Annotated in this window: 15 protein-coding genes and 1 tRNA gene; 10 read left to right on the top strand and 6 right to left on the bottom strand. The window is 39.8% G+C overall.

Going from position 1 to position 20,206, the window contains the following annotated elements; translation table 11 throughout:
- The first annotated feature begins 34 nt into the window (after positions 1–34).
- From ACI7T6_RS00475 to ACI7T6_RS00430, 10 genes are all read left to right on the top strand, one after another.
- Positions 35–121, top strand: a tRNA-Ser gene (locus tag ACI7T6_RS00475).
- Positions 122–168: 47 nt separating this feature from the next.
- Positions 169–1,602 (top strand): replicative DNA helicase, encoded by a 1,434-nt coding sequence (gene dnaB, locus ACI7T6_RS00470; RefSeq protein ID WP_404665639.1) that lies wholly within the window; start codon positions 169–171, stop codon positions 1,600–1,602.
- Positions 1,603–1,870: 268 nt separating this feature from the next.
- Positions 1,871–3,436, top strand: coding sequence for an Npt1/Npt2 family nucleotide transporter (locus tag ACI7T6_RS00465; protein ID WP_404665638.1), 1,566 nt, complete (start codon positions 1,871–1,873; stop codon positions 3,434–3,436).
- Positions 3,437–3,474: 38 nt separating this feature from the next.
- Entirely contained in the window at positions 3,475–3,561 is an 87-nt protein-coding gene (locus tag ACI7T6_RS00460; RefSeq protein ID WP_404666116.1) for an AURKAIP1/COX24 domain-containing protein, read from the top strand.
- A 186-nt stretch (positions 3,562–3,747) separates the two neighbouring features.
- Complete coding sequence (mnmG, locus tag ACI7T6_RS00455) at positions 3,748–5,631, top strand: tRNA uridine-5-carboxymethylaminomethyl(34) synthesis enzyme MnmG (RefSeq protein ID WP_404665637.1); 1,884 nt, start codon at positions 3,748–3,750, stop codon at positions 5,629–5,631.
- Positions 5,588–6,418 carry a diguanylate cyclase domain-containing protein gene (locus ACI7T6_RS00450; protein WP_404665636.1) on the top strand — a complete coding sequence of 277 codons (831 nt, stop codon included), beginning with the start codon at positions 5,588–5,590 and terminating at the stop codon, positions 6,416–6,418. Before mnmG ends, ACI7T6_RS00450 begins: the two co-directional genes overlap by 44 nt.
- On the top strand, positions 6,415–7,119 hold the full coding sequence (locus ACI7T6_RS00445) for a lipoyl protein ligase domain-containing protein (protein ID WP_404665635.1): 705 nt from the start codon (positions 6,415–6,417) through the stop codon (positions 7,117–7,119). The genes ACI7T6_RS00450 and ACI7T6_RS00445 overlap by 4 nt, the downstream gene beginning before the upstream one ends.
- 58 nt (positions 7,120–7,177) lie before the next feature.
- Positions 7,178–7,969: a hypothetical protein gene (locus tag ACI7T6_RS00440; RefSeq protein ID WP_404665634.1), complete on the top strand. Its 792-nt coding sequence runs from the start codon at positions 7,178–7,180 to the stop codon at positions 7,967–7,969.
- 2 nt (positions 7,970–7,971) lie between these two features.
- The gene (locus tag ACI7T6_RS00435; RefSeq protein ID WP_404665633.1) at positions 7,972–8,385 is read left to right on the top strand and encodes a hypothetical protein; all 414 of its coding nucleotides are present in this window, start codon (positions 7,972–7,974) and stop codon (positions 8,383–8,385) included.
- A 22-nt stretch (positions 8,386–8,407) separates the two neighbouring features.
- A complete protein-coding gene (locus ACI7T6_RS00430) occupies positions 8,408–9,280 on the top strand; it encodes a hypothetical protein (RefSeq protein ID WP_404665632.1) in 873 nt (290 codons plus the stop codon).
- A gap of 223 nt (positions 9,281–9,503) precedes the next feature.
- Here the strand turns inward: ACI7T6_RS00430 and ACI7T6_RS00425 are convergent, their stop codons facing one another.
- The 6 genes from ACI7T6_RS00425 to ACI7T6_RS00400 all read right to left on the bottom strand — a co-directional run bounded on the left by ACI7T6_RS00425 (position 9,504) and on the right by ACI7T6_RS00400 (position 20,113).
- A complete protein-coding gene (locus ACI7T6_RS00425) occupies positions 9,504–14,345 on the bottom strand; it encodes a tetratricopeptide repeat protein (RefSeq protein ID WP_404665631.1) in 4,842 nt (1,613 codons plus the stop codon).
- A gap of 429 nt (positions 14,346–14,774) precedes the next feature.
- The gene (locus ACI7T6_RS00420) at positions 14,775–15,500 is read right to left on the bottom strand and encodes an Rpn family recombination-promoting nuclease/putative transposase (protein ID WP_404665630.1); all 726 of its coding nucleotides are present in this window, start codon (positions 15,498–15,500) and stop codon (positions 14,775–14,777) included.
- A 180-nt stretch (positions 15,501–15,680) separates the two neighbouring features.
- Positions 15,681–16,445 carry a succinate dehydrogenase iron-sulfur subunit gene (sdhB, locus tag ACI7T6_RS00415; RefSeq protein WP_404665629.1) on the bottom strand — a complete coding sequence of 255 codons (765 nt, stop codon included), beginning with the start codon at positions 16,443–16,445 and terminating at the stop codon, positions 15,681–15,683.
- Positions 16,442–18,325, bottom strand: a complete 1,884-nt coding sequence (gene sdhA, locus ACI7T6_RS00410; RefSeq protein WP_404665628.1) for a succinate dehydrogenase flavoprotein subunit — start codon at positions 18,323–18,325, stop codon at positions 16,442–16,444. Before sdhA ends, sdhB begins: the two co-directional genes overlap by 4 nt.
- Before the next feature lie 6 nt (positions 18,326–18,331).
- Positions 18,332–19,321 carry a succinate dehydrogenase gene (locus tag ACI7T6_RS00405; RefSeq protein ID WP_404665627.1) on the bottom strand — a complete coding sequence of 330 codons (990 nt, stop codon included), beginning with the start codon at positions 19,319–19,321 and terminating at the stop codon, positions 18,332–18,334.
- A gap of 9 nt (positions 19,322–19,330) precedes the next feature.
- Positions 19,331–20,113, bottom strand: a complete 783-nt coding sequence (locus ACI7T6_RS00400) for a TatD family hydrolase (RefSeq protein WP_404665626.1) — start codon at positions 20,111–20,113, stop codon at positions 19,331–19,333.
- Positions 20,114–20,206: the final 93 nt, after the last annotated feature.

Below are 20,206 nucleotides of genomic sequence, written 5' to 3'. Positions count from 1 at the left end.
TCCAAGGGGTAATATGTTCCTTTTCAATCTTTTTGGAAAGATGGCTGAGTGGCCGAAGGCACGTCCCTGCTAAGGACGCGTACCCTCACGGGTACCGTGGGTTCAAATCCCACTCTTTCCGTTTTCTTTTGATAAACTAAAAAAATTCTTGGTTATTATTTTAAGCGTATGCATGCATCTGTTGGATTAAAAGTCCCCCCTTACTCTAAAGAATCGGAAATGATCGTTCTGGGGTGCATGTTAACCTCCATTGGAAGCTTAAACATCGCGGCTGACCTTTTAGACGATAAAGACTTTTACACCTCTGAACATCAAATCATCTTTCAAGTTCTCAAAGAGTGCTTTGTACAAGATAAACCAGCAGATATTCATATTGTTGCAGAAGAGCTCAAAAGAAAAAAACAGCTTAAAGCGGTTGGAGATATCGCGTATCTCACCACACTTGCGCAGTATGCAGGGACAGCAGCTCACATTGAAGAGTATACAGACCTTGTTAGGAATAAGTCGCTCCTTAGAAGAATGATTCAATCGGCTCAAACGATTGAAAAGCTAGCCTTTGATGATCCAGATGATGTTTCTGCAACTCTTGATTTAGCGCAGCAAAAATTTTTCCAGATCAGTCAAGCAGCTAATACGTCAAGCGGCACTTCGATTAGAGACCTTCTCTCTGGAGCTAAATCCCCCTCAAAACTGCCCTATTTAAAAGAGCTTCAAGCAAAGCAAGAAGAGTTTCAAGCTAAAGGGGAAGAAGAAAGTATCACAACGGGAATTCCCACCCATTTTTCTGAACTCGATAAACTCTTAAACGGACTATCCCCTTCTAACTTAATGATACTAGCAGCCAGACCTGCGATGGGAAAAACTGCTTTTGCCCTCAATATGGCAGAAAATGTGTGCTTTAAAAACAACCTTCCTGTTGGTATTTTTTCTCTTGAGATGACAGCCGATCAGCTTCTTCACCGTATCATCTGCTCACAAGCAGAAGTAGAATCAGAAAAAATCCGCACCGGCTCTTTAAGCGGCCATGAGTTTCAAAGGGTCGTTGCTGCTGTTAACCGGATGCAAAAGCACTCGATGCTCATTGACGACTCTCCAGGACTCAAAGTAACAGACTTAAGAGCAAGAGCTAGACGGATGCGAGAGGCTCATGGCATTGAATTTTTGGTGATTGACTATTTACAGCTTCTCTCAGGCTCTGGAAATTTAAGAAGTCAAGAAAACCGGCAGATGGAAATTTCTGAAATCTCTAGGCTACTTAAAACACTGGCAAGAGAGCTGAACATCCCGATCCTTTGCCTGTCTCAGTTATCTCGGAAAGTGGAAGAGCGGACAGGGCACCGTCCGATGATGAGTGACTTAAGAGAGAGTGGATCGATTGAGCAGGACTCTGACCTTGTCATGTTTCTTTTAAGAAGAGAGTATTACGACCCTTACGATAAGCCAGGAACAGCTGAGCTCATTGTGGCAAAAAACCGTCACGGCGCGGTCGGAAACATTCAATTTGCCTTCCGTAAGGAAATTGCGCAGTTTGCCAACCTCTCTTCCTCAGGATTTGGAGATCAAGATAATAGTGAAGCCTTTTCTTCATTTTCTCCCTCTTAAACCGTGAGAGGAAGAAACAAAATAATATTTTTATTCTTTTGAAGAACCTACTTGCTAAATAACTCTCGTTCCAGCTAATATTTTTATTCTCACTGAAGTTTAATAGGAAAAAGCATCTGAAAAATCTGTGCCCCTTGATTATTTCTATCACTGATCAAATCTACCCAAGAGATGAAGCTGCGTGAAAGAATTATTTTGCACTATTTTACGTGTTTTGTCCCGCTACAACCCTTTTATCTTGATTAAACCTATTAGCCAAAAGGAGATTATGTCTTCCCAGCAACCACAAGGCTTTAGCCGGTTCCGCTCATGGTTTTTCCCTGTTTATCAACATGAATTCAAGCTGTTTCTTCCTCTTATTTCAATCTTTTTCTTTATCTGCTTTAATTACAATGTGCTAAGAATTATTAAAGACTCTTTGGTGATTACTGCCCCTTCTTCAGGAGCTGAAATTTTGCCGTTTATGAAAGTGTGGGTCATTTTACCCATGGCACTTTGTATGACAGTTGCCTTTACTCGTCTATCGAATAAATACTCAACTGAAAAAGTGTTCTATATCATGATGACCTTTTTCTTAAGCTTCTTTGCTCTTTTTGCGTCTGTCATTTACCCCCTAAGAGATTTTCTTCATCCGCATCAATTTGCAAACTATTTAGAAACGCTTCTCCCGATTGGACTCAAAGGATTCATTGCGATCATTCGTAACTGGACCTATACCGCGTTTTATGTCATGGCAGAACTTTGGGGAACAACCATCATGACTGTGCTTTTCTGGGGATTTGCAAATGAAATCCTTGATGTCAAAGCAGCAAAACGGTTCTATGTGCTCATTTTGATTGGAGGCAATCTCTCTGCGATCTTTGCAGGAAGCCTTTCCACAACCGTTTCTTCTCTTGCAACAAGTTGGGCCTTATCTTCAAATATTGACTCTTGGCAATATTCACTCATGATGTTAAATGCTGTGATTATTGCAAGCGGCGTTATTCTCTCTCTCATCTTTAGATGGCTTCACCGCAATATTATCCGCACCCCTCTCTATCAAGACCAGCTCCCTCCTGATAGCGGATCTCCCTCTATTCAAATGAGCTTAAGAAACAATTTCCACTACCTCACCAATTCTAAGTATCTTCTTTGTATTGCAACCATCGTGCTCACCTACCATATTTCCATCAACCTTACTGAGATGATTTGGAAAGATCAGGTGCAGCAACTGTGTCCAGATCCTAACGATTTTTGTGGATATATGGGAAATGTCACCACATGGGTAGGAATCATCGCCACATTCATTGCAGTTGTCACAAGCTTTACCATTCACAGGTTTTCCTGGACATGGAATGCTATGATTGCCCCGCTTCTTCTTTTAGTCACAGGAATCATTTTCTTCTCTTTTGCCCTCATGAAAAATTCCTCTTTAGGGCTAGCAATTAGCGCTTTTTTCCATACCACTCCTTTTGCCATCAGCATCCTCTTTGGAACCATGCAACAAGTGATCTCTAAAGCTTCAAAATACACCATTTTTGATGCAACAAAAGAGCTTGCTTTCATCCCGTTAAGTAAAGAATCCAAACTCAAAGGAAAAGCTGCGATTGATGGTGTGGGATCACGCCTTGGAAAATCAGGAAGCGCTCTTGTTTACCAAGGTCTCATTGTCTTCTCAGGAACAGTTGCATCCACACTCCCTTATGTTGCTTGCATTTTACTCCTTTCTGTTGCAGCATGGATGGTGGCTGTTTTCTACCTGGGAAAACAGTTCCAAGCGCTTGTTTATCAAAATGAAGGGGGGTCTTTTTCCAAAGCTCCTCAAACTCTCCATTCTGAAGCCGCTTCAGGATAACAGCTAATTTAAAATTAATTTATAAGGAAACTATTTCTATGTCATCAGTGAAGAAGAAAAGAAAATACAAAATGGCAAAACATAAGCGTAAAAAACGTCGTAGACAAGACCGCCATAAAAACTAATTGTTTTCTTGTTTTTACTGATTCACTCTCTAGTCTGTATGATCTTTAAGAGAAACTAGACTAGAGAAGAGCTCATACGTGAAGAAATAGGGTGCAGTTCTTATCTTTTCTACTTATGGCAACTTGAAAAGGAATCAGATGTCTAATACAATCTGTTCATTACAATTTTTTACGTGATTTAATCTTATGTGGACCTATCCCCAAGAATTTGATGTCATCGTGATCGGTGCCGGTCACGCAGGGTGTGAAGCTGCGCACGCAGCTGCTAAAATGGGGTGCCAAACCCTTCTTCTCACCATGAATCTAGATACCATTGCGAAAATGAGCTGTAACCCCGCCATTGGGGGAACGGCAAAAGGGCATCTTGTGAGAGAGATCGACGCTTTGGGAGGAATCATGGGGAAAATGGCCGATCAAACAGCCATTCAATACCGCATGCTCAATAAATCCAAAGGGCCAGCTGTATGGTCTCCAAGAGCGCAAAGTGATAAACTTGCCTATCAATCGGAAATGAAGCGGTATTTAGAAACGGTTCCTCATCTTTTTCTAAAACAAGGCACCATTGAAGATCTTCTTGTAAAAGACGGAAAAATTCAAGGGGTGACGACACAAGAAGGGATTGCCTATCTTGGGAAATCAGTCGTCATTTCTGCAGGCACATTCATGAGAGGGATGATTCATATTGGATCTACAACTTTTTCTGGAGGAAGAGCAGGCGATAAACCGTCTAAAGGGCTGTCTGCTTCTTTAGAAAAATGGGGCTTTTCTTTAGGAAGATTAAAAACAGGCACACCTCCAAGAATCCATAGAAGAAGTATTGATTTTAGCCAGATGGAGCTTCAAGAGGGAGACGTGGATGTGCAGTTTTCTTTTGACAAGCTAAAAACAGCAAAACTTCCCCAAGTGCCCTGCCATATCACCTATACAACGCAAGAGACAAAAGAAATCGTATTAAGTCATCTCCATCTTTCTCCCATGTATTCGGGGAAAATTCAAAGTGTGGGACCTAGATACTGCCCATCCATTGAAGATAAGTTTGTTCGGTTTAGTGATAAAGAAAGACATCAAATTTTTGTAGAGCCAGAAGGGCTGACAACTGATGAATTTTACATTAACGGGATTTCCACATCGCTCCCGTTTGATGTTCAGCTATCCATGATTCGAAGTGTGAAAGGGTTAGAGCAAGCAGAAATCATGCGGCCAGCTTACGCCATTGAATACGACTACATTAAAAGCGGTCAGTTACTTCTTACGCTTGAAACCAAGCAAATTGAGTCTCTTTTCTTAGCTGGGCAAATTAACGGAACAACAGGGTATGAGGAAGCTGCTGGCCAAGGACTAATCGCGGGTATTAACGCAGCTTCTAAAGTGCTTGGGCTCTCTCCTTTTTGCTTAAAGAGGTCTGAGGCGTATATTGGGGTGATGATTGATGAACTCACTACAAAAGAGCTTCAAGAGCCTTACCGTATGTTTACAAGTAGAGCAGAGCATAGGTTACTTTTAAGACAAGATAATGCCGATTTAAGACTTCGGTCCATGGGATATGAAAGAGGACTGATTACAAAAGAGCAACAAGATCACCTTCTTCATAAACAAGAACAGATTGAAACAATCAAGCACCACCTCTCTAAAAAGCACTTCAATTATGACGGAAAATCGGTCTCACTCTCTCAACTTCTCTCTAGACCTGATTGGAACTACACAAGGCTACTAGAAGAATTTCCAGACCCTCTTTATACAGCCTCTCCTGAAGTGCAAATGCAAGTTGAACTTCAGCTCAAATACTCAGGCTACATTTACCGGCAGCAAATCGAAGTTGAAAAACTTAGCCAGACAGAAAATACAGAAATACCTAGCTCCTTTGATTACAAAGAAGTGCTATCTCTTAGTCAAGAAGCCAAAGACCGCCTTTCCAAAATAAGACCCCGTACCCTTGGGCAGGCGTCTCGTATTTCAGGCATTACCCCAGCAGATCTTCAAGTATTGATGATCTCTTTACACCAAAAAAAATATCAAACCCCTTTATATGAAAACCTCTCTCCCGATTCCAACTGTTCTTCTTGTCTCTGAAGAAGTCTCTATAGCTTTAGCTCTCCAAGAAACTCTCGTTGTAGATTGCAGATTCATCCACACACTGGACTTAAACCTAGCCCTTCACGCTTTAGAAGAGGGCTCTATTGATGTGATCATCATGGACGCCCTCTTAATGGAAGACTCTAGCCTCTTTAAAGGGTTAGAAGAGCTGTCTCAAAAAACAGCCGCTTCTCTTTTTGTATTAACCAATCAATTCTCTCAAAGCTTTATTCAAAAAGCTTTGCATGCCGGGGCCTCGGATTTTCTCCCCTACCCTTTTCCTCTACAGCTCCTCAACCAGCGGATTGTGATTGCGCTGCAAAACCTTCTTTTTCACCCCCCTTCTTTAGAAGAAAAAAGGGAGGATGAAAACACGCCTTCTGATGAAAGACGTAATGCTGGGGACATCAGTTTACTCACCATTGAAATCGATTTTAGCCAAAATGAGGCTCCCCCTTCTGAAGAAGATTTAGTTCAGCTCATGACGGCTTTGCAATCTAACCTCCGTAAACACGACATTTTACTTCCTCAACAAGGAGGAGATTTTGTGCTAATGCTCCCTAAAACATCTCAGCATACAGCAGAACTTGTCGCAGAGGCAATTCGCCAAGATATTGAAAAGCAAACCTTCCCTTTTTCTATTTCCATTGATTTGATCCCCTGGAACCACTCTTGCGCAACCTGTGAATCAGCTGCAGAAGAGTTTGATCATTTAGTTGAAGTGGCAAATCAAGTGGTCTCTGAAAAGAAGCATCAAGCTAGGCCGCTTCTTACCTCTTCATGAGATTTCAGCTCATTCATCTCACTGCTGTCCCGATTTATGAGCAATTGTTATTAGAAGAGTATCTCTTAAAGCACTCTGAGGACAACTATATCATTATAGCAAACGGGACACCGCCAGCTATTGTCATGGGAATCTCTGGAAAAGTAGAGGAACTGGTTCACTTAAGTAAAGTGCCAGAGCATATTCCTCTCATTCGAAGATTTAGCGGAGGAGGAACAGTAATTGTCGATGAAGAGACTGTTTTTGTGACCTTTATCTGCCATAAAAAAGAGCACAGTTTTATGCCGTATCCAGAGCCTATTTTAAGATGGGCAGCTTCGATGTTACAGCAAGTCATTCCCTCTTTAGAGCTTAAAGATAACGACTTTACCTTAGGAGAGCATAAATGCGGAGGCAATGCTCTATACATTAAAAAAGAGAGGTGGCTCATTCACACCTCGCTTCTTTGGGATTATAAAGCGCATCACATGCAGCTTCTTAAGCACCCCCCTAAAACCCCTCTTTACCGCAAAAACCGCGATCACGAAGCGTTTTTATGTAAGCTGAGAGATTTTTTCCCGTGTAAAACAACATGGGTGCAAAATCTCCTATCCTCTTTTACGGATCAAGGAGCCACTTCCCTTGAGCCTCTTCCTATTTTGCCCCCCTCTCACCTTTTTTCTACCCACATCATCACAAAATCTCTTGCTCAAAATAATTAATTAAGAGACACTACAATTCAAAATTACTGTACTATTTTTAAGATTTGAAGGAGTCGTTATGCGCCTGACAGTCTCTCAAATGACAACAGCTTTTACTTACCTCTCCCTTATACGCGCTCTTCCTGAAGATGTGGATATCCCTGAGCACTATCTCCTCGCAAAAATTGCTAAAAACACCTCTCTTCAAAACACTCCTCCCTTAGATCAAGAAAGTAAGGCTCTTATCCCCTCTCTTTATCACACAGCAAAAAATGTGATTAACTATACCGCACATAAACCTCTCATGCATTTAGCGCTTAGCTTGGAGAGTTTCATCAGAAATGAAAGGGGGAGTGTAGAGGCCCTATCCAAGCAAAATAGGGTAAATCTTGAAAAACTTGGTCAAGAGTATCAGGAACAGCTGCAGCGATTTGCTCCTTTAATCACACTTCTACAGCAAATCAAAAAAGCCTCTATACAAACGACAGATCAGCTGATTTTAGAAATCGCGGTATTTTCCACACCGTCATCTAGCATAGAGGCTTTAGATTTAAACGGTCTTTCTTCTTCTGCGACTCGAAAAGAGCTCTTTCTCGTTCAAAAAGCTGTGGAAAAGATCTTTGAGGCGCCAAGAACACTGCAACGGATCAAAATCAACTGCCAAAGGCTTGAAAAAGGAAAGCAAGAAATCATAGAGCTTGCCTCTAACCTTGCTAAAATCACCCTAGAGTTAGAAGAAAAGATGCACACTTTAGAAGAGCTTATGCTAACAGCTAAGCTCTTAAATACAGAAAAAACCCAGGCTCTTTTAACACTTGAAGAAGAGGCTCATTTTTATCTCTTATCCTCTTCTCACCTCACCTCTTCTTGATGATGACAACACCTGTAAACGATCCTCTTATAGCGCTTCAAAGAGAAATCCAATTAAAAAAAGAGGCTGTTGAAGCGCTTCATCACACAACACAGTTAATTCATGAGCTTAATCAAAAGCTCTCTTTACTCTCACCGCTTCCCTCTCCTCATACTCTCTCACTTCCTCCACCTGAGCAGCTAAAAAGCTATATTCAGCTTGCCTACCGTATCCAATCAGAAGAGGTCATAGAGGCGCAAGAACAAGAAATTACTGGGTTGTATGAAGAGATTGGAAAGATGAAAGCAGAGATTGGAGCTTTACAAGAACGGGTAATTGCGTTAAAAACATTGATCATAAAGTTTGAGCATTTAATTGAGGCCAAAAAAGCGTCTAAAGACGCCTCTCAAAAGCTCTCTTATGAAATAAAAAAATAACCTCCTTTATAAGGAATGGATGATGAATTTCTTACACTTATTCACGGTATCCCCCTTATCTTTTTTTCATGAGAAGGTGAGAGACCCTTTAATCAAGCTTAAAAAACCTCTTCTCATATGGATCCCAACAACTCTTTTCGTTGCAGCTGTATGGGGAAAAAAACCAGCACTGAAATGGTCTTCTTGCGCTCTTGTGATCTACTCCTATCACAGCGGATCTTTATCACTAAAGAATCTTCCTTTATATGCTCAAATTCAGCGGGTTTGTTATCTAGCTCTTCCTTTTTTTTGCCTGTATAGTAAACGGTTTCCCTATTACGCGCTTCCTATCTATAGCCTCCTCACGATTTACAGCATGAAAAAAGAAGAAGCGTTATCTAAGGCAATTATCGATAGCTCTCTTGCTCTTGAACTACTTCAACAGACAAATCAAGAAATTGAAGAGCAGCTTAAATCTGTAGAAAGAGAAGCAACGCTTCTTCAGCAATCTTTTGATGCTCTTTTAAAAAGGTACCCTTCATCTACAGAAGAGCCTTTACCTCACAACGTGCATCAACAAAGGGTCTCTCTTGCTACTCAGCTCTCTGAAATCACAAAGCTGTGTACACTTGCCTCTAATGAAAGTGAAGTGCAAAAACAACTGATTACTATTGATGAAGAGACAATGAGACTCTCTCAGCTAAGACATGCGTGCACACTTGAGACTGCAAAAATCAGCGAGCACACAGAAAAACTTAAAACACTCACAGAAAAGCTTGAATCAATCGTTGGCCAAGCTTCAGAACAAGAATCTGAGACGAAAGATCTTCTTAATTTGATCCGTCAAAATTTGTTATCTTTACCTTCTGTAACCCCTCTAACTTATTCCAACCCCTCCCCAATTAATGCCAAATAAGCTCCGTAAAAAACATGACAGGTCCCTCAGTTATTTTCTCGAAAAGCTCCAAGAAAATCTATGGTCTTATGCCAAGATTATTATCTTATGGGTGGGGATTTATCTAACGCTTTTTACATAAATCCAAGAGATCTATCCATTTGCCTAAGTTACTAATAGATGAATCACAGCTGTATAGATTCTCATCTCCCTCTTTTCAGGTTTATTTTCTTGCTTCTCGCATCTATTGTTCTAGAGAAAGAACCTCTTCTTCTTTCCCAAGTTCCTTTAAGAGATCAATCACTATTGCATAACTCTGAGATGACCACTTATCCCCCTCACCTAGAGCTTTCCTTCTTGTTTCTAGCATCTTATGTGCTAAAGTGAGCGCCTCTTCTCTTTGCCCAAGTTTCCTTAAGAGATTAATCACTATTGCATAACTCTTTGATATCCACTCATCCCTCTCTTCCAGGACTTTTCTTCTTGTTTCTAGCATCTCATATGCCACAGTGAGCGCTTTTTTTTCTTCTCCAAGCTCATTTAAGAAATAAATTACGCTGTTATAGATATGAGACATCAAATAATTCCCCTCTCCTAATTCCTTTCTTATTGTTTTTAGCATGTGTTGCGCTAAAGAAATCGCTTCTTCTTTTCGGTCAAGTTCTTTTAAGAGGTCAATCACTCTTTCATAACTCCTAAATGTGTAGTAGTCTCCTTCTCCTAGTTCCTCTCTTCTTATTTCTAGCATCTGTTGCGCTTCAAAAAGAGCTTTTTCTTTTTGCCCAAATTCCTTGAAGAGATCAATTATTCTTTCATGGCTCTTAAATGTGGAGTGATCTCTCTTTCCTAATTTCTCTCTTCTTATTGCTAATATCTGTTGCGCTTCAGAAAGAGCTTCTTCTTTTCGTCCAAATTCTTTTAAGAGATCAATCACTTTATCATAGCTCTTAAATGTCCACTTATTCCCCTCTCCTAATACTTCTCTTCTTGTTTCTAACATCTTTTGCGCTACAGAGAACGCCTCTTCTTTTTGTCCAAGTTCCCTTAAGAGATCAATCACTTTATTATAACTCTTAGATGTCCACTTATTCCCCTCTCCTAATGCTTCTCTTCTTGTTTCTAACATCTTTTGCGCTACAGAGAACGCCTTTTCTTTTTGTCCAAATTCCCTTAAGAGATCAATCACTTTATCATAGCTCTTAGAGGTTAACTCGCTCCCCTCTCCTAAATTTTTCCTTCTAATTTCTAGGACTTGTTTTCCTAATATTAAGGATTCGTTTTGTTTACCTAATTGCTTAAGAATATCTGATAAATTATCATAACTTTCTACCGTATATTCAGATGTTCTGCCAAAAATGTTTTCTCTAATCTTTAGAGATTCTCTTCCTAGCTGTTCGTTATTCATTAGCTTACTTTTTAAGCAATAAAGCTCTGCCATTATTAAAGACTCTGCCCCATGAGGAAGGGCTTTCCCCAGCTTAATTCCTTGATCAATATATTTGAGTAATTCATCCCTATTAAAATAATTACGACTTAATATCCATCCTAGGTGACTTAATAGCTGTACATACTCCTCTATAGAAAGTGTTTTTTGTTTTCCCTCTATTTCATAGAGTTTAACAATGTGTACTTGATAAAGGTCCGCTAACCTTTCATCCAAGTTCCAATTAGGTATACGGTGAGGTCTTCTAAGCTCAGTAATTTCTTGATTAAGCGCAACTATAGCTTCTTGAAGGATACTGCTCTTTTCTGAGAGCTCTAGCTGATACGCAGTCACTTTTTGAACAAGAGAGTGAATTTGATAATATTTTTGTTTGTCAAATTTGTAGATTTTTTCCTGAAAAAATGTGTAGTCCTTTAATAGCTTAATAGCCCCTGCAATCGCAATATCATCCTCATCAGGATGGTATTTTTTGGCCCAAGTGTGCAGTAAATCAAAAGGGATATCTTCCTCTTCGAGCAGCGCAATCATCTTCATCATGCCAATTGCTAAAGTCCCCCGCTCTTTTTGACTAATTGCCTCTAAAGAGACTTGCCAAGTGATAAAAATAGATACTTCTTCTACAGGGAGATTAATATCATCTTTGCCAGGAAGTTTGAGATGACGTTCTTTAAACCGCTCTTCATATTGACAAAGAGAGATCATCTCTTGCTCTAAATATCTTGCAATATGGGAAAGAGCTAGTGGATGGTGCCCCACTGCTCTAGCTAGCCTTTCTGCAGCTTGTTGTTCTTCTTGAATGGGTTTATCTACTTTAGTGAGATAACAGATAGCCTCTTCTTTTGAGAACTCTTTTAAGGAAATCACATGAAATCCATTGACTTTAGCTTTATCCCCAATCCTAGTTGAAATGAGGATATGACATTTCTTTCCATGAGGGATATAGTCGCTCAGCTCTTTAAAAAAGCTCTCCTCATCCGCTCCATCAACGATGATCAGTCCTGGCAAGATTATTTGCTGAATAGATACTTTGAACTCAGCTAAGGTATCCTCAGGCTTCTCTTTTTTAATATTAAGAAGGCCTGCTAGTTCAATGAGCCCAGCTCTTACTGCATCAGGAGCTGTGGCTTTGATGAGATGAATAAACTTATAGCCAATAAGTTCTGATGCATATTTAAAACTTAAGGTACTTTTTCCCATGCCTCCAAGCCCTGCAATAGCTACTTTAGAAACATCTTTAAATCGTGTTTTTAAATCATTCAGCTCTTTAACTCGTCCTGTAAATAAAATCTCTCTTTGAGGGATATTGTTGAGACAAGAAGGTGATTTAGCTAAAGAGCTCTCATTGGAAAGAGCATTATTTTTAAGAAAAATGTCATATTTCCATGGGGTTAGATTACCTTTAGATCTTGGCTGAACGAGAGGAAAACTATTTTCTATAGATGTTTTTTTAGCAGATGAAAAAAGAAGTCTAATCTGTTTTTCAGCAGCAGTTATATGATCCTCTTCATCTTCTAGAAAGGAAAGTGTCTTGATTCTGCCTCTAGAAATCTCTTCTGAAGAGATCTTTTTTTCCCTCTTATCCATATAAAAACGCAGGAATCTAGATAAAAGTAATGGTTCAAGCGTTAATTTATTTTTTTTGTCCGCTTGATGATCTAACTTTAATGCCAGTGTACGGTAATTGGTTTGTTTTCCCTGATAGTAAGGGTCTTCTTGATACATCAAGTCATCAAATTGATCTACAAGAGAAGCTTCTAAAGAAGGAGCGCCCATTTTTCCATAGGTCGTATCGTCATAAAGATCTCCATCACTATTTTTCCGTCTTAATGGAAACGGCTTAAAAATTCCTGGAAAGGCAAGGGTTGCAGCAAGAACATCAGACAGAAGAAAATCTCCATATTTAGGATCTTCTGAAGTAAACTGAATCGTTTTTTGGGTTTTTAAACTATAAACTGAAAGATGGATATGCTTATATCGCTCAGGATACCGTCTAATTTTTTCAGCGAGTTCTTTTAGAGTAAGATTCTCTATTTCTGTTTGATTGGTTATGATCTCTGCAAGACTATTTTGTAGAGTCTTCATTTGACATAAGGCAAGAGTAGAAGTAGATCTTTTTTCTTTTGAAGAATTTGAAAAATAAAGAGCATCAAGTTCTTTAAGCTGAGGATGTGTAAGAGATGAATCTATATTAAAGAGATCTTGAAGTGAAGAAAATGGTAACTCCTCAATTTGTGAGGAGGTGCATCCAAGGGCTAAGAGCGTAGCGATAATGCCCCCCATGCCAACACCTGAAAATCTCCTAATATCTTTTAGAATCTTTTTTGATTCTAACCCTTTAATGATCCCTACAAATCCCTCTTTCTGCTGATAACCTCCTTCTAAAATCAGGTTAAATGGCGCTCTTTCATTAAAATCAACAACCTTCACTTTTTCTAGTCGTTTGGAGGCTATAAAGTTCTCTAAAATGTTTTTGCATCTTTTCATGATGATATGCTCAGCCTCTTCTCCGTGTAAATACGCAAGAGGGGCCTTACCCGCTTCATCTATTTTATGAGGATCAGCTCCTAATGAAAGAAGAAGCGTAATTGCATCTGGCTGCTTTCCTTTGACAGCAAAGTGAAGCGCTGTTCCACACTTCTCAAGTTCTCCCTTATGAATATGCACTGCTTTATCAACAAGTGCTTTTATGGCAAAGAGATCTCCTAAAAAGGCAGCTAGTTGAAGAGGCACTCTTCCTGAGGCATCTTTCATTTCTAAAAGGTGTTTAATGCTATCATGCTCATGATTTAAGAGATGCTCAAGCATCTTCGGCTGGTTTAAATGAATAGCCAAATGGAGAACAGTTTTGACATCTGGAATAGGGTCTAAGAGACTGATCTCTTTAAATTGATTGTGCTTGAGAAGAAGCGCTAAGATATTAGGATCACCTGAGGCAACTGCAAGAGCGATGATTGAGATGCTATGTTTTTCAAGCTCTAACTCTTGTCCTGTTATTCCATAGTTAAGAAGCTTTTGCAAGACCCCTTCATGTCCTTCATGAGTGGCTAGGTGAAGAGCAGTAAGACCGAGAGCATCTTTATCTTTAATATTTACAATACCAGAATTTTCATGAAGAAGAGTTTCAAGCATGTCTTCCCTTCCATAGATAGCTATTAGATGAAGGAGTGTTTTTCCTCTAAGCTCCTCTCTTTCTTCTAATCCTTTGAGTTTCATTAGATCATTCTCAGAAATATGATTAATGATATAAGAGAAAAACTTTTTATTCCCTTCCCGGATCGCTGCAAAGACAAGATTCATTCCTTGTAAATCGTAGAGCTTAAGTAAATGATCATAGGAAAGAATTTCCCACTCCTCGGATATCATCTCATTTAAAATGTGAGAAAAAAGATGATCCGCTAGATGCTCTCTACTCTGCAAATTCTCTTCTTGAACTGTTTGAATAAATGCATCATCAAAGCCGTATGTTTTCATGAAAGAACGCATTTGCTCTTTCTGAACGGAGTTTATCGCCATAGACTTTATATCTAAGTGAGATGAGCTTATCTCTTGATAGGATGAGGTGACTAAAGCAGAAGGTTTAGATGGGATAGGAGCTAGAGGTTGATTGTTTTGATGCTGAATAGAAGAGACAGGAGCGCTCATTAGATACCTTTCATGGATAGGATTTTAAATCAAATCATGTATCTTGAAACTCTACCCCATTTTTATCAAATTAAAAAATGCTCTACCTTAGGATTAAGCACTGTACAATGGGTGCAAAATAAAATCTTCTCCTTTTAACTCTTTTTTCTATCAAGCACAGCTTCTCACTCATTAAAGATTAAGGGAGTAATGAGAAAATATCAGTCTATGATGACAAGCTTAAAATATGAGACACCTTGAACAGCATGACGCTCTTTAAAATCAGTAAAGGATGATTAACCTCGGCATCCTTATTTCTTTTTTAATCTGTAATTGCTTAAAGAGAGACTATCCTTAACTTGCCCCATTGTGAATAACATTTAAAGTGGCTTAAATATTTCTTAATCACATCTTACATGCGATACTAAGCCACTTTAAATGACCCTCACACTACTCTATTGTTACACCTTCAAAATGCATGCCCTCTAAAATATGAAGAGCCTTTTTTAAAGAGGGAGTATTAAACACTTCAGGAAAATCCTCTTGATTCAGTAGATCAGGCCATGTAAGAAAAGCCATCCATCGATCAAGAGGTGTATGGATTTTAGTCACTAGATCTTTACTGCTATCTTGACAAAACTTCTTTAATTCAATGGTATGAAGCTCTAAATCCTCCAAATGGCTCCAGCTACCGCTATCTGATTCAAGACGAAATACATGATGATATCTATCAGGAGATGGAATCCGGTTAGAATTTAAAATATCTATCATTATCGTCTTAGAAGGAGTTTTATCCCTCTTTTCTGTTGAAAATTGCTCGGTATACACTTTTGCCCAATCATATAATGCTTTTTTCTCATGAGCTTCATCATCATTTACTTGGATGATAATACGGCGCCCTTTTCCATCTTTCCCTTGAGCTTGAATATCTAAACATGAAGCTTGATCTTCATGATATTCTTGAGGATTATAAGGATTTAAAAGAGTCAGTAGGGTCACCTGATCCTCTTGTTCTAAAATAGCGTTAACTAAAGAAATGAGTAAGTCTTGATGCTCTTCAATGCCGAAGAGTTGTTGTAAAACTCTATCAACATGTGAAATGGTTTTTTTCATAAACATTTTTACCTCTTTAACTTGATGCATGAAAAATAGATAGATGGGTTTGATATGAGACAAACTCCCTTTCGTATATTTTATCAAAGTAGATCAAAAACGCCATCTTTTTAATATTAACTATTTTTAATTTCATTAAGGATAAATGCTATATAATTCAATCCTGTGTTTTTAAAAATACAGAATTTAGTTTTTTATAGTATATTGATATCATGCATTAGCACGCCCTGCCCTGTATCTCTATTATCCTTCATCAGGAAGAGAGGTGAGATCTCTTAACGCCTGCCTAGTTGTATCTCTTCCCATCTTAGCAATTGATTCTGTTAGAGGGATCTTTTTAGGGCACACTTTAGCGCAGTTTTGGGCGTTACCGCAATCACTGACGCCTCCCTCTTCCATTAGGACACGGAGCCTCTCTCCTCCTTTTAGCTTCCCTACAGGATGGGCGTTAAATAGCCTCACCTGAGAAATCGCAGCTGGCCCGATAAATTTAGATCTAGGATTTACCTGCGGACACCCTTCTAAGCAACATCCACATGTCATACAGGTTGAAAGCACGTATCTAGCTTCTGCAACTTGGGGATCTTGAGTAGGAGGTGTCCCTTGGGCAAAAGAGCTATCAACCTCCACCCACCCTTGAATCCGTTTTAGATGCTCAAACATCACACTGCGATCTACAACAAGATCTCTAATCAAAGGGAACTTAGTAAAAGGAGCTAGGGTTACTGTATTATTTTGAGTTTTTGCAAGAAGAGGTTCAATGAGTGCTGTACACGCTTGTCTAGGAAAGCCGTTCACAAGCATGGAGCAAGAGCCGCACACCTCTTCAAGACACCCTTGCTCCCAAGCAATGGGATTAACTCTCTTCCCTTGCCTATTAATAGGGTCCTTCTGAATATCCATTAAGGCTGAAATCACATTATAAAACGGCTTTAACGTGAGTAAGAACTCTTCCCAATATTGATGATGAGGCACTCCTCGATAAACTTTTAAAATAAACTGTGTCATACCGGAAGTCCTATATTAGTAGGGACATTTTCTAAGGTGGGGTTTACTTTTTTAGCATGCACATAATCTCTTGCTAAAGGCTTTAAGTGTCTTATGTCAACGGGTTTATAAGAGATGGTAGGCTCTTCTTTTGTATAAGAGGCAAGAGTTGTCTTCAGCCAGTTCTCATCATCACGGTTTGGATACTCTGGCTTAAAATGCGCGCCTCTTGACTCATTACGGGATAAAGCGCTCACTGTCATAGCAAGAGAGAGCTCTAACATGGGAGTAAACTGCTGAGCGAAGGTAAGAGTTTGATTAAGATGGGATCCTTGATCATCAAGCGTTACAAAAGCTACCCTCTCCCGGATCTCTTTTAACTTTCCTACGGCTTTTTGAAGATCATTATTATTTCTTTTTACAGTCATATGACGCACCATCACCTCTGCCATTTCATCATGAAGCTTATGGATGTTTTCACTTCCTTGGTAAGAAAGGAGTCTCTTTTGATCCTGCTTTTCTAAAAAAGTAGCCTCTTCATACAGCTTAGAAGAAAGATCTTTTGCACGCTCTTGAAGTGTCTCTAAATAGTTTGGTACTTCGTTACCACAGGTGAGCCCTGCAAAAATACAAGCTACAAGGGAATTTGCCCCTAACCGATTCGCTCCGTGATACTCAAACTCTGACTCTCCAGCTGCAAAACACCCTGTGATATTTGTCATCTGACGGAACCTTTGATTGCGGTCCGCATCATCAGCTGCTGGAAAGTCCACCCAAGCGCCTCCCATAGAGTAGTGCACAGCTGGATAGATTTTCATGGGAACTTTTCTAGGGTCTTCTCCCGTAAACTTTTGATAAATCTCTAAGACTGACTCCACTTTATGCAGTGTCTCTTGGGGAAGATGGTGCATATCTAAATACACGCCCTCACTGCCTCCTACTCCCATGCCAAGCTCACACACCCTTAAAATCTCTCTTGCAGCCACATCTCTTGCAATGAGATTGCCATATCCTGGATACATCTCTTCTAGAAAATACCACGGCTCTCCTGTCTTACCGCAACATCTATCTATTCCATCTGGAAATGTGAGACTCTTAGAAGAGTCCCCCATCACCCAAACCCTTCCTCCTTCTCCTCGAAGAGACTCCGACATGAGCCGTAATTTATCCTCTCCTGGGATAGCTGTTGGATGAATCTGAATAAACTCTCCATTGGCATAGAGCATTCCTTGCCTAAATAATCTTCCATTTGCAGCGCCTGTACAAAAGGTGGAATTGGTGGATTTTTTAAAGATGAGGCCAGGGCCACCTGTTGCAAACACCACAGCATCTCCTCGCACGCTTTCAAATTGCATGGTGATGAGATTCATGAAGACAATGCCTCTTGCACACCTTTTTTCATCCAAAATGAGCCGCATGAATTCGTGGTTTTCAAATTTTTGGATCTTTCCTAACACCTCATACCGCCTCACCTGTTCATCAAGGGCATATAACAGCTGCTGCCCAGTTGACGCTCCGCAAAACGCTGTCCTATGATACAGTGTCCCTCCAAATCTTCTAAAATCTAATGTCCCCTCACTTGTTCGATTAAAAGGACATCCCAAACGGTCCATCATCCGGATGATTCCAGGGGCAGCTAAACACATCTCTAATACGGGGGGCTGGTCAGCTAAGAAGTCACCCCCCTTAATGGTGTCATAAGCGTGAATGAATGGAGAGTCGTCTTCTCCTTTAAGATTCATCGCTCCGTTAATACCCCCTTGAGCACAGACAGAGTGCGATCTTTTGACTTTGGTGACAGAAAAGAGCTTCACTTTGCACCCATTTTCTGCAAGACGCATGGCAGTCGATAATCCAGCTAATCCCCCACCTACGACAATAACCTCTTTTTCTTGATCCATACCGCCTTATCCAGTTAAATTAAAATAGTAGGTTCCCCAAATGGCCATCATCCCTAAAAGCGTTATAGTCCCCATCAATGACCACGTCACAATTAAAGCCATTTTTTGTGCAGATACTTTTAAAATGACACCCCAGGTGATGAGAAATGTCCATAGGCCGTTAAAAGCGTGAAAACAGGCAGCTAAAACAAACGCTGTATAACATATGGCTGTAAAAATCGTTTTAAATGTCTCTCGTACAGAAAGAAGGGTGACTTGTCCCATTTGAGATCCAAGCGCAACCAATTCGTGAGGAGCTTGTTTTTGCGCTTCTAAAAAAGAAATGAGCTCTTGTGTGTTTTGATTGTTTTCTAGTTCCCTCACGCTACTGATCAAGATAGAAGAATCAGAGCTGTCTGGAGGATAGGTTTTTACGACCTCTTCTAAATGTCTCTTACTATTTTCAGAAAGAAGGGTGGCTTTTAGCTCCTCAATTTGAGAAGGAGAAAACAGCTTGACCCCAATCTCTTCTGCCAAAAAGTAAAGCTTTGGATCAGCTGGGACTGTGATAGCATAGTAGTTAGCGCTTCCTTGATGCAAAGAAGCTGGATAGGTAAGAAACCGGAATTTACCCACATGTAAAATGAGTCCCACACCTAAAATCAAAGAAGCAATTCTTTGCCAATAATACGCTCTATTTCTTCCATTTGAAGGAATTAGAGGGCGTGACCCATCACTCCTACCACCTCTTAAATAAGACCCAGCTAAATAGTGAAGGCCCCATAACCCATGCGCAATTAAAGGAACTCCAATTAAGGTCCATTCAATGAAAGGAAGGTAAGGAAGTGCATGGATGGTATTGACAAGATGGATAAATCCTGTCTCTTTTTCCCCAAAAAAAAGCGCTAGTTGCGAGTTAACAAGAAGATGCTCTATTAGAAAAATAACCAGCCAAAGGCCTAGCAAAGAGTGTATTCTTCTTAAGATAAAAGGAAGGGGTACAACTGATTGGCTCATGATTTTGCATTAAATAGATCTTCCCTCTTTTTGAAAAGAAAAAAATTGATGCGCGTTATGTGTTGTGACTCTAGCCACTTCTTCAATAGGGATATTTTTGAGATCAGCAATCATTTGAGCTGTTTCAATGACATAAGACGGCTCATTCACTTGCCCTCGTTTTGACTGAGGCGCCAAATAAGGAGCATCTGTTTCTATCACAAGCGATTCAAGAGGCGTCTCCTTAATCACATGTTGTAAAGCTTTTGCATTTTTAAATGTCGCAATCCCGCTAATGGAAAGAAGCCACCCTCTTTTTAAACACTCTTTTGCCTCATCATGAGTGCCTGTAAAGCAGTGAAGAATCGCTTTTACCTTTTCTCTCTTCTCATCCACAATTTTAAAAAGATCATCAAACGCCTCTCTACAGTGAAAAATTAGCGGAAGAGAACACTCCTTTGCAAGCATCAGATACTGCTTTAAATGCACTGCCTGAATCTCTTTAGAAGCTGTTGATGAGTAGTAATCAAGACCTGTCTCTCCAATAGCCCTTAAATTCCCCTCTTTGGCATGGAAAGACACCTCTTCAAAAAAAGCATCCCCAATCTCTACAACATCGTGAGGAGTAGCAGCTGCAGTATTAACAATCCAAGGGTATTGCTTAGATAATTCAAGTCCCTTATTTAAACTCTTCTGATCTGTACAAATATTAACAATGTGCTCAATGCGGCAGTCTAAGGCTCTTTTGATGATCTCTTCTAATTGATCATCAAATGATCCAAGTGTTAAGTGGGCATGCGTATCAATCCACATAGCATCTCCTTAAAAAGTTTAAATGGGCTCTATACTTTGAGAAAAAAAATATGCACTCGATTTTATAACTGCGTCTAATTTTTTGAATCAAAA

Origin of the sequence: Rhabdochlamydiaceae symbiont of Dictyostelium giganteum (assembly GCF_964291045.1) — a bacterium.
Lineage (GTDB): Bacteria > Chlamydiota > Chlamydiia > Chlamydiales > Rhabdochlamydiaceae > PALSA-1444.
Note: the sequence above shows the minus strand (reverse complement) of the source record. Positions and strands in the feature narration are given on the sequence as shown.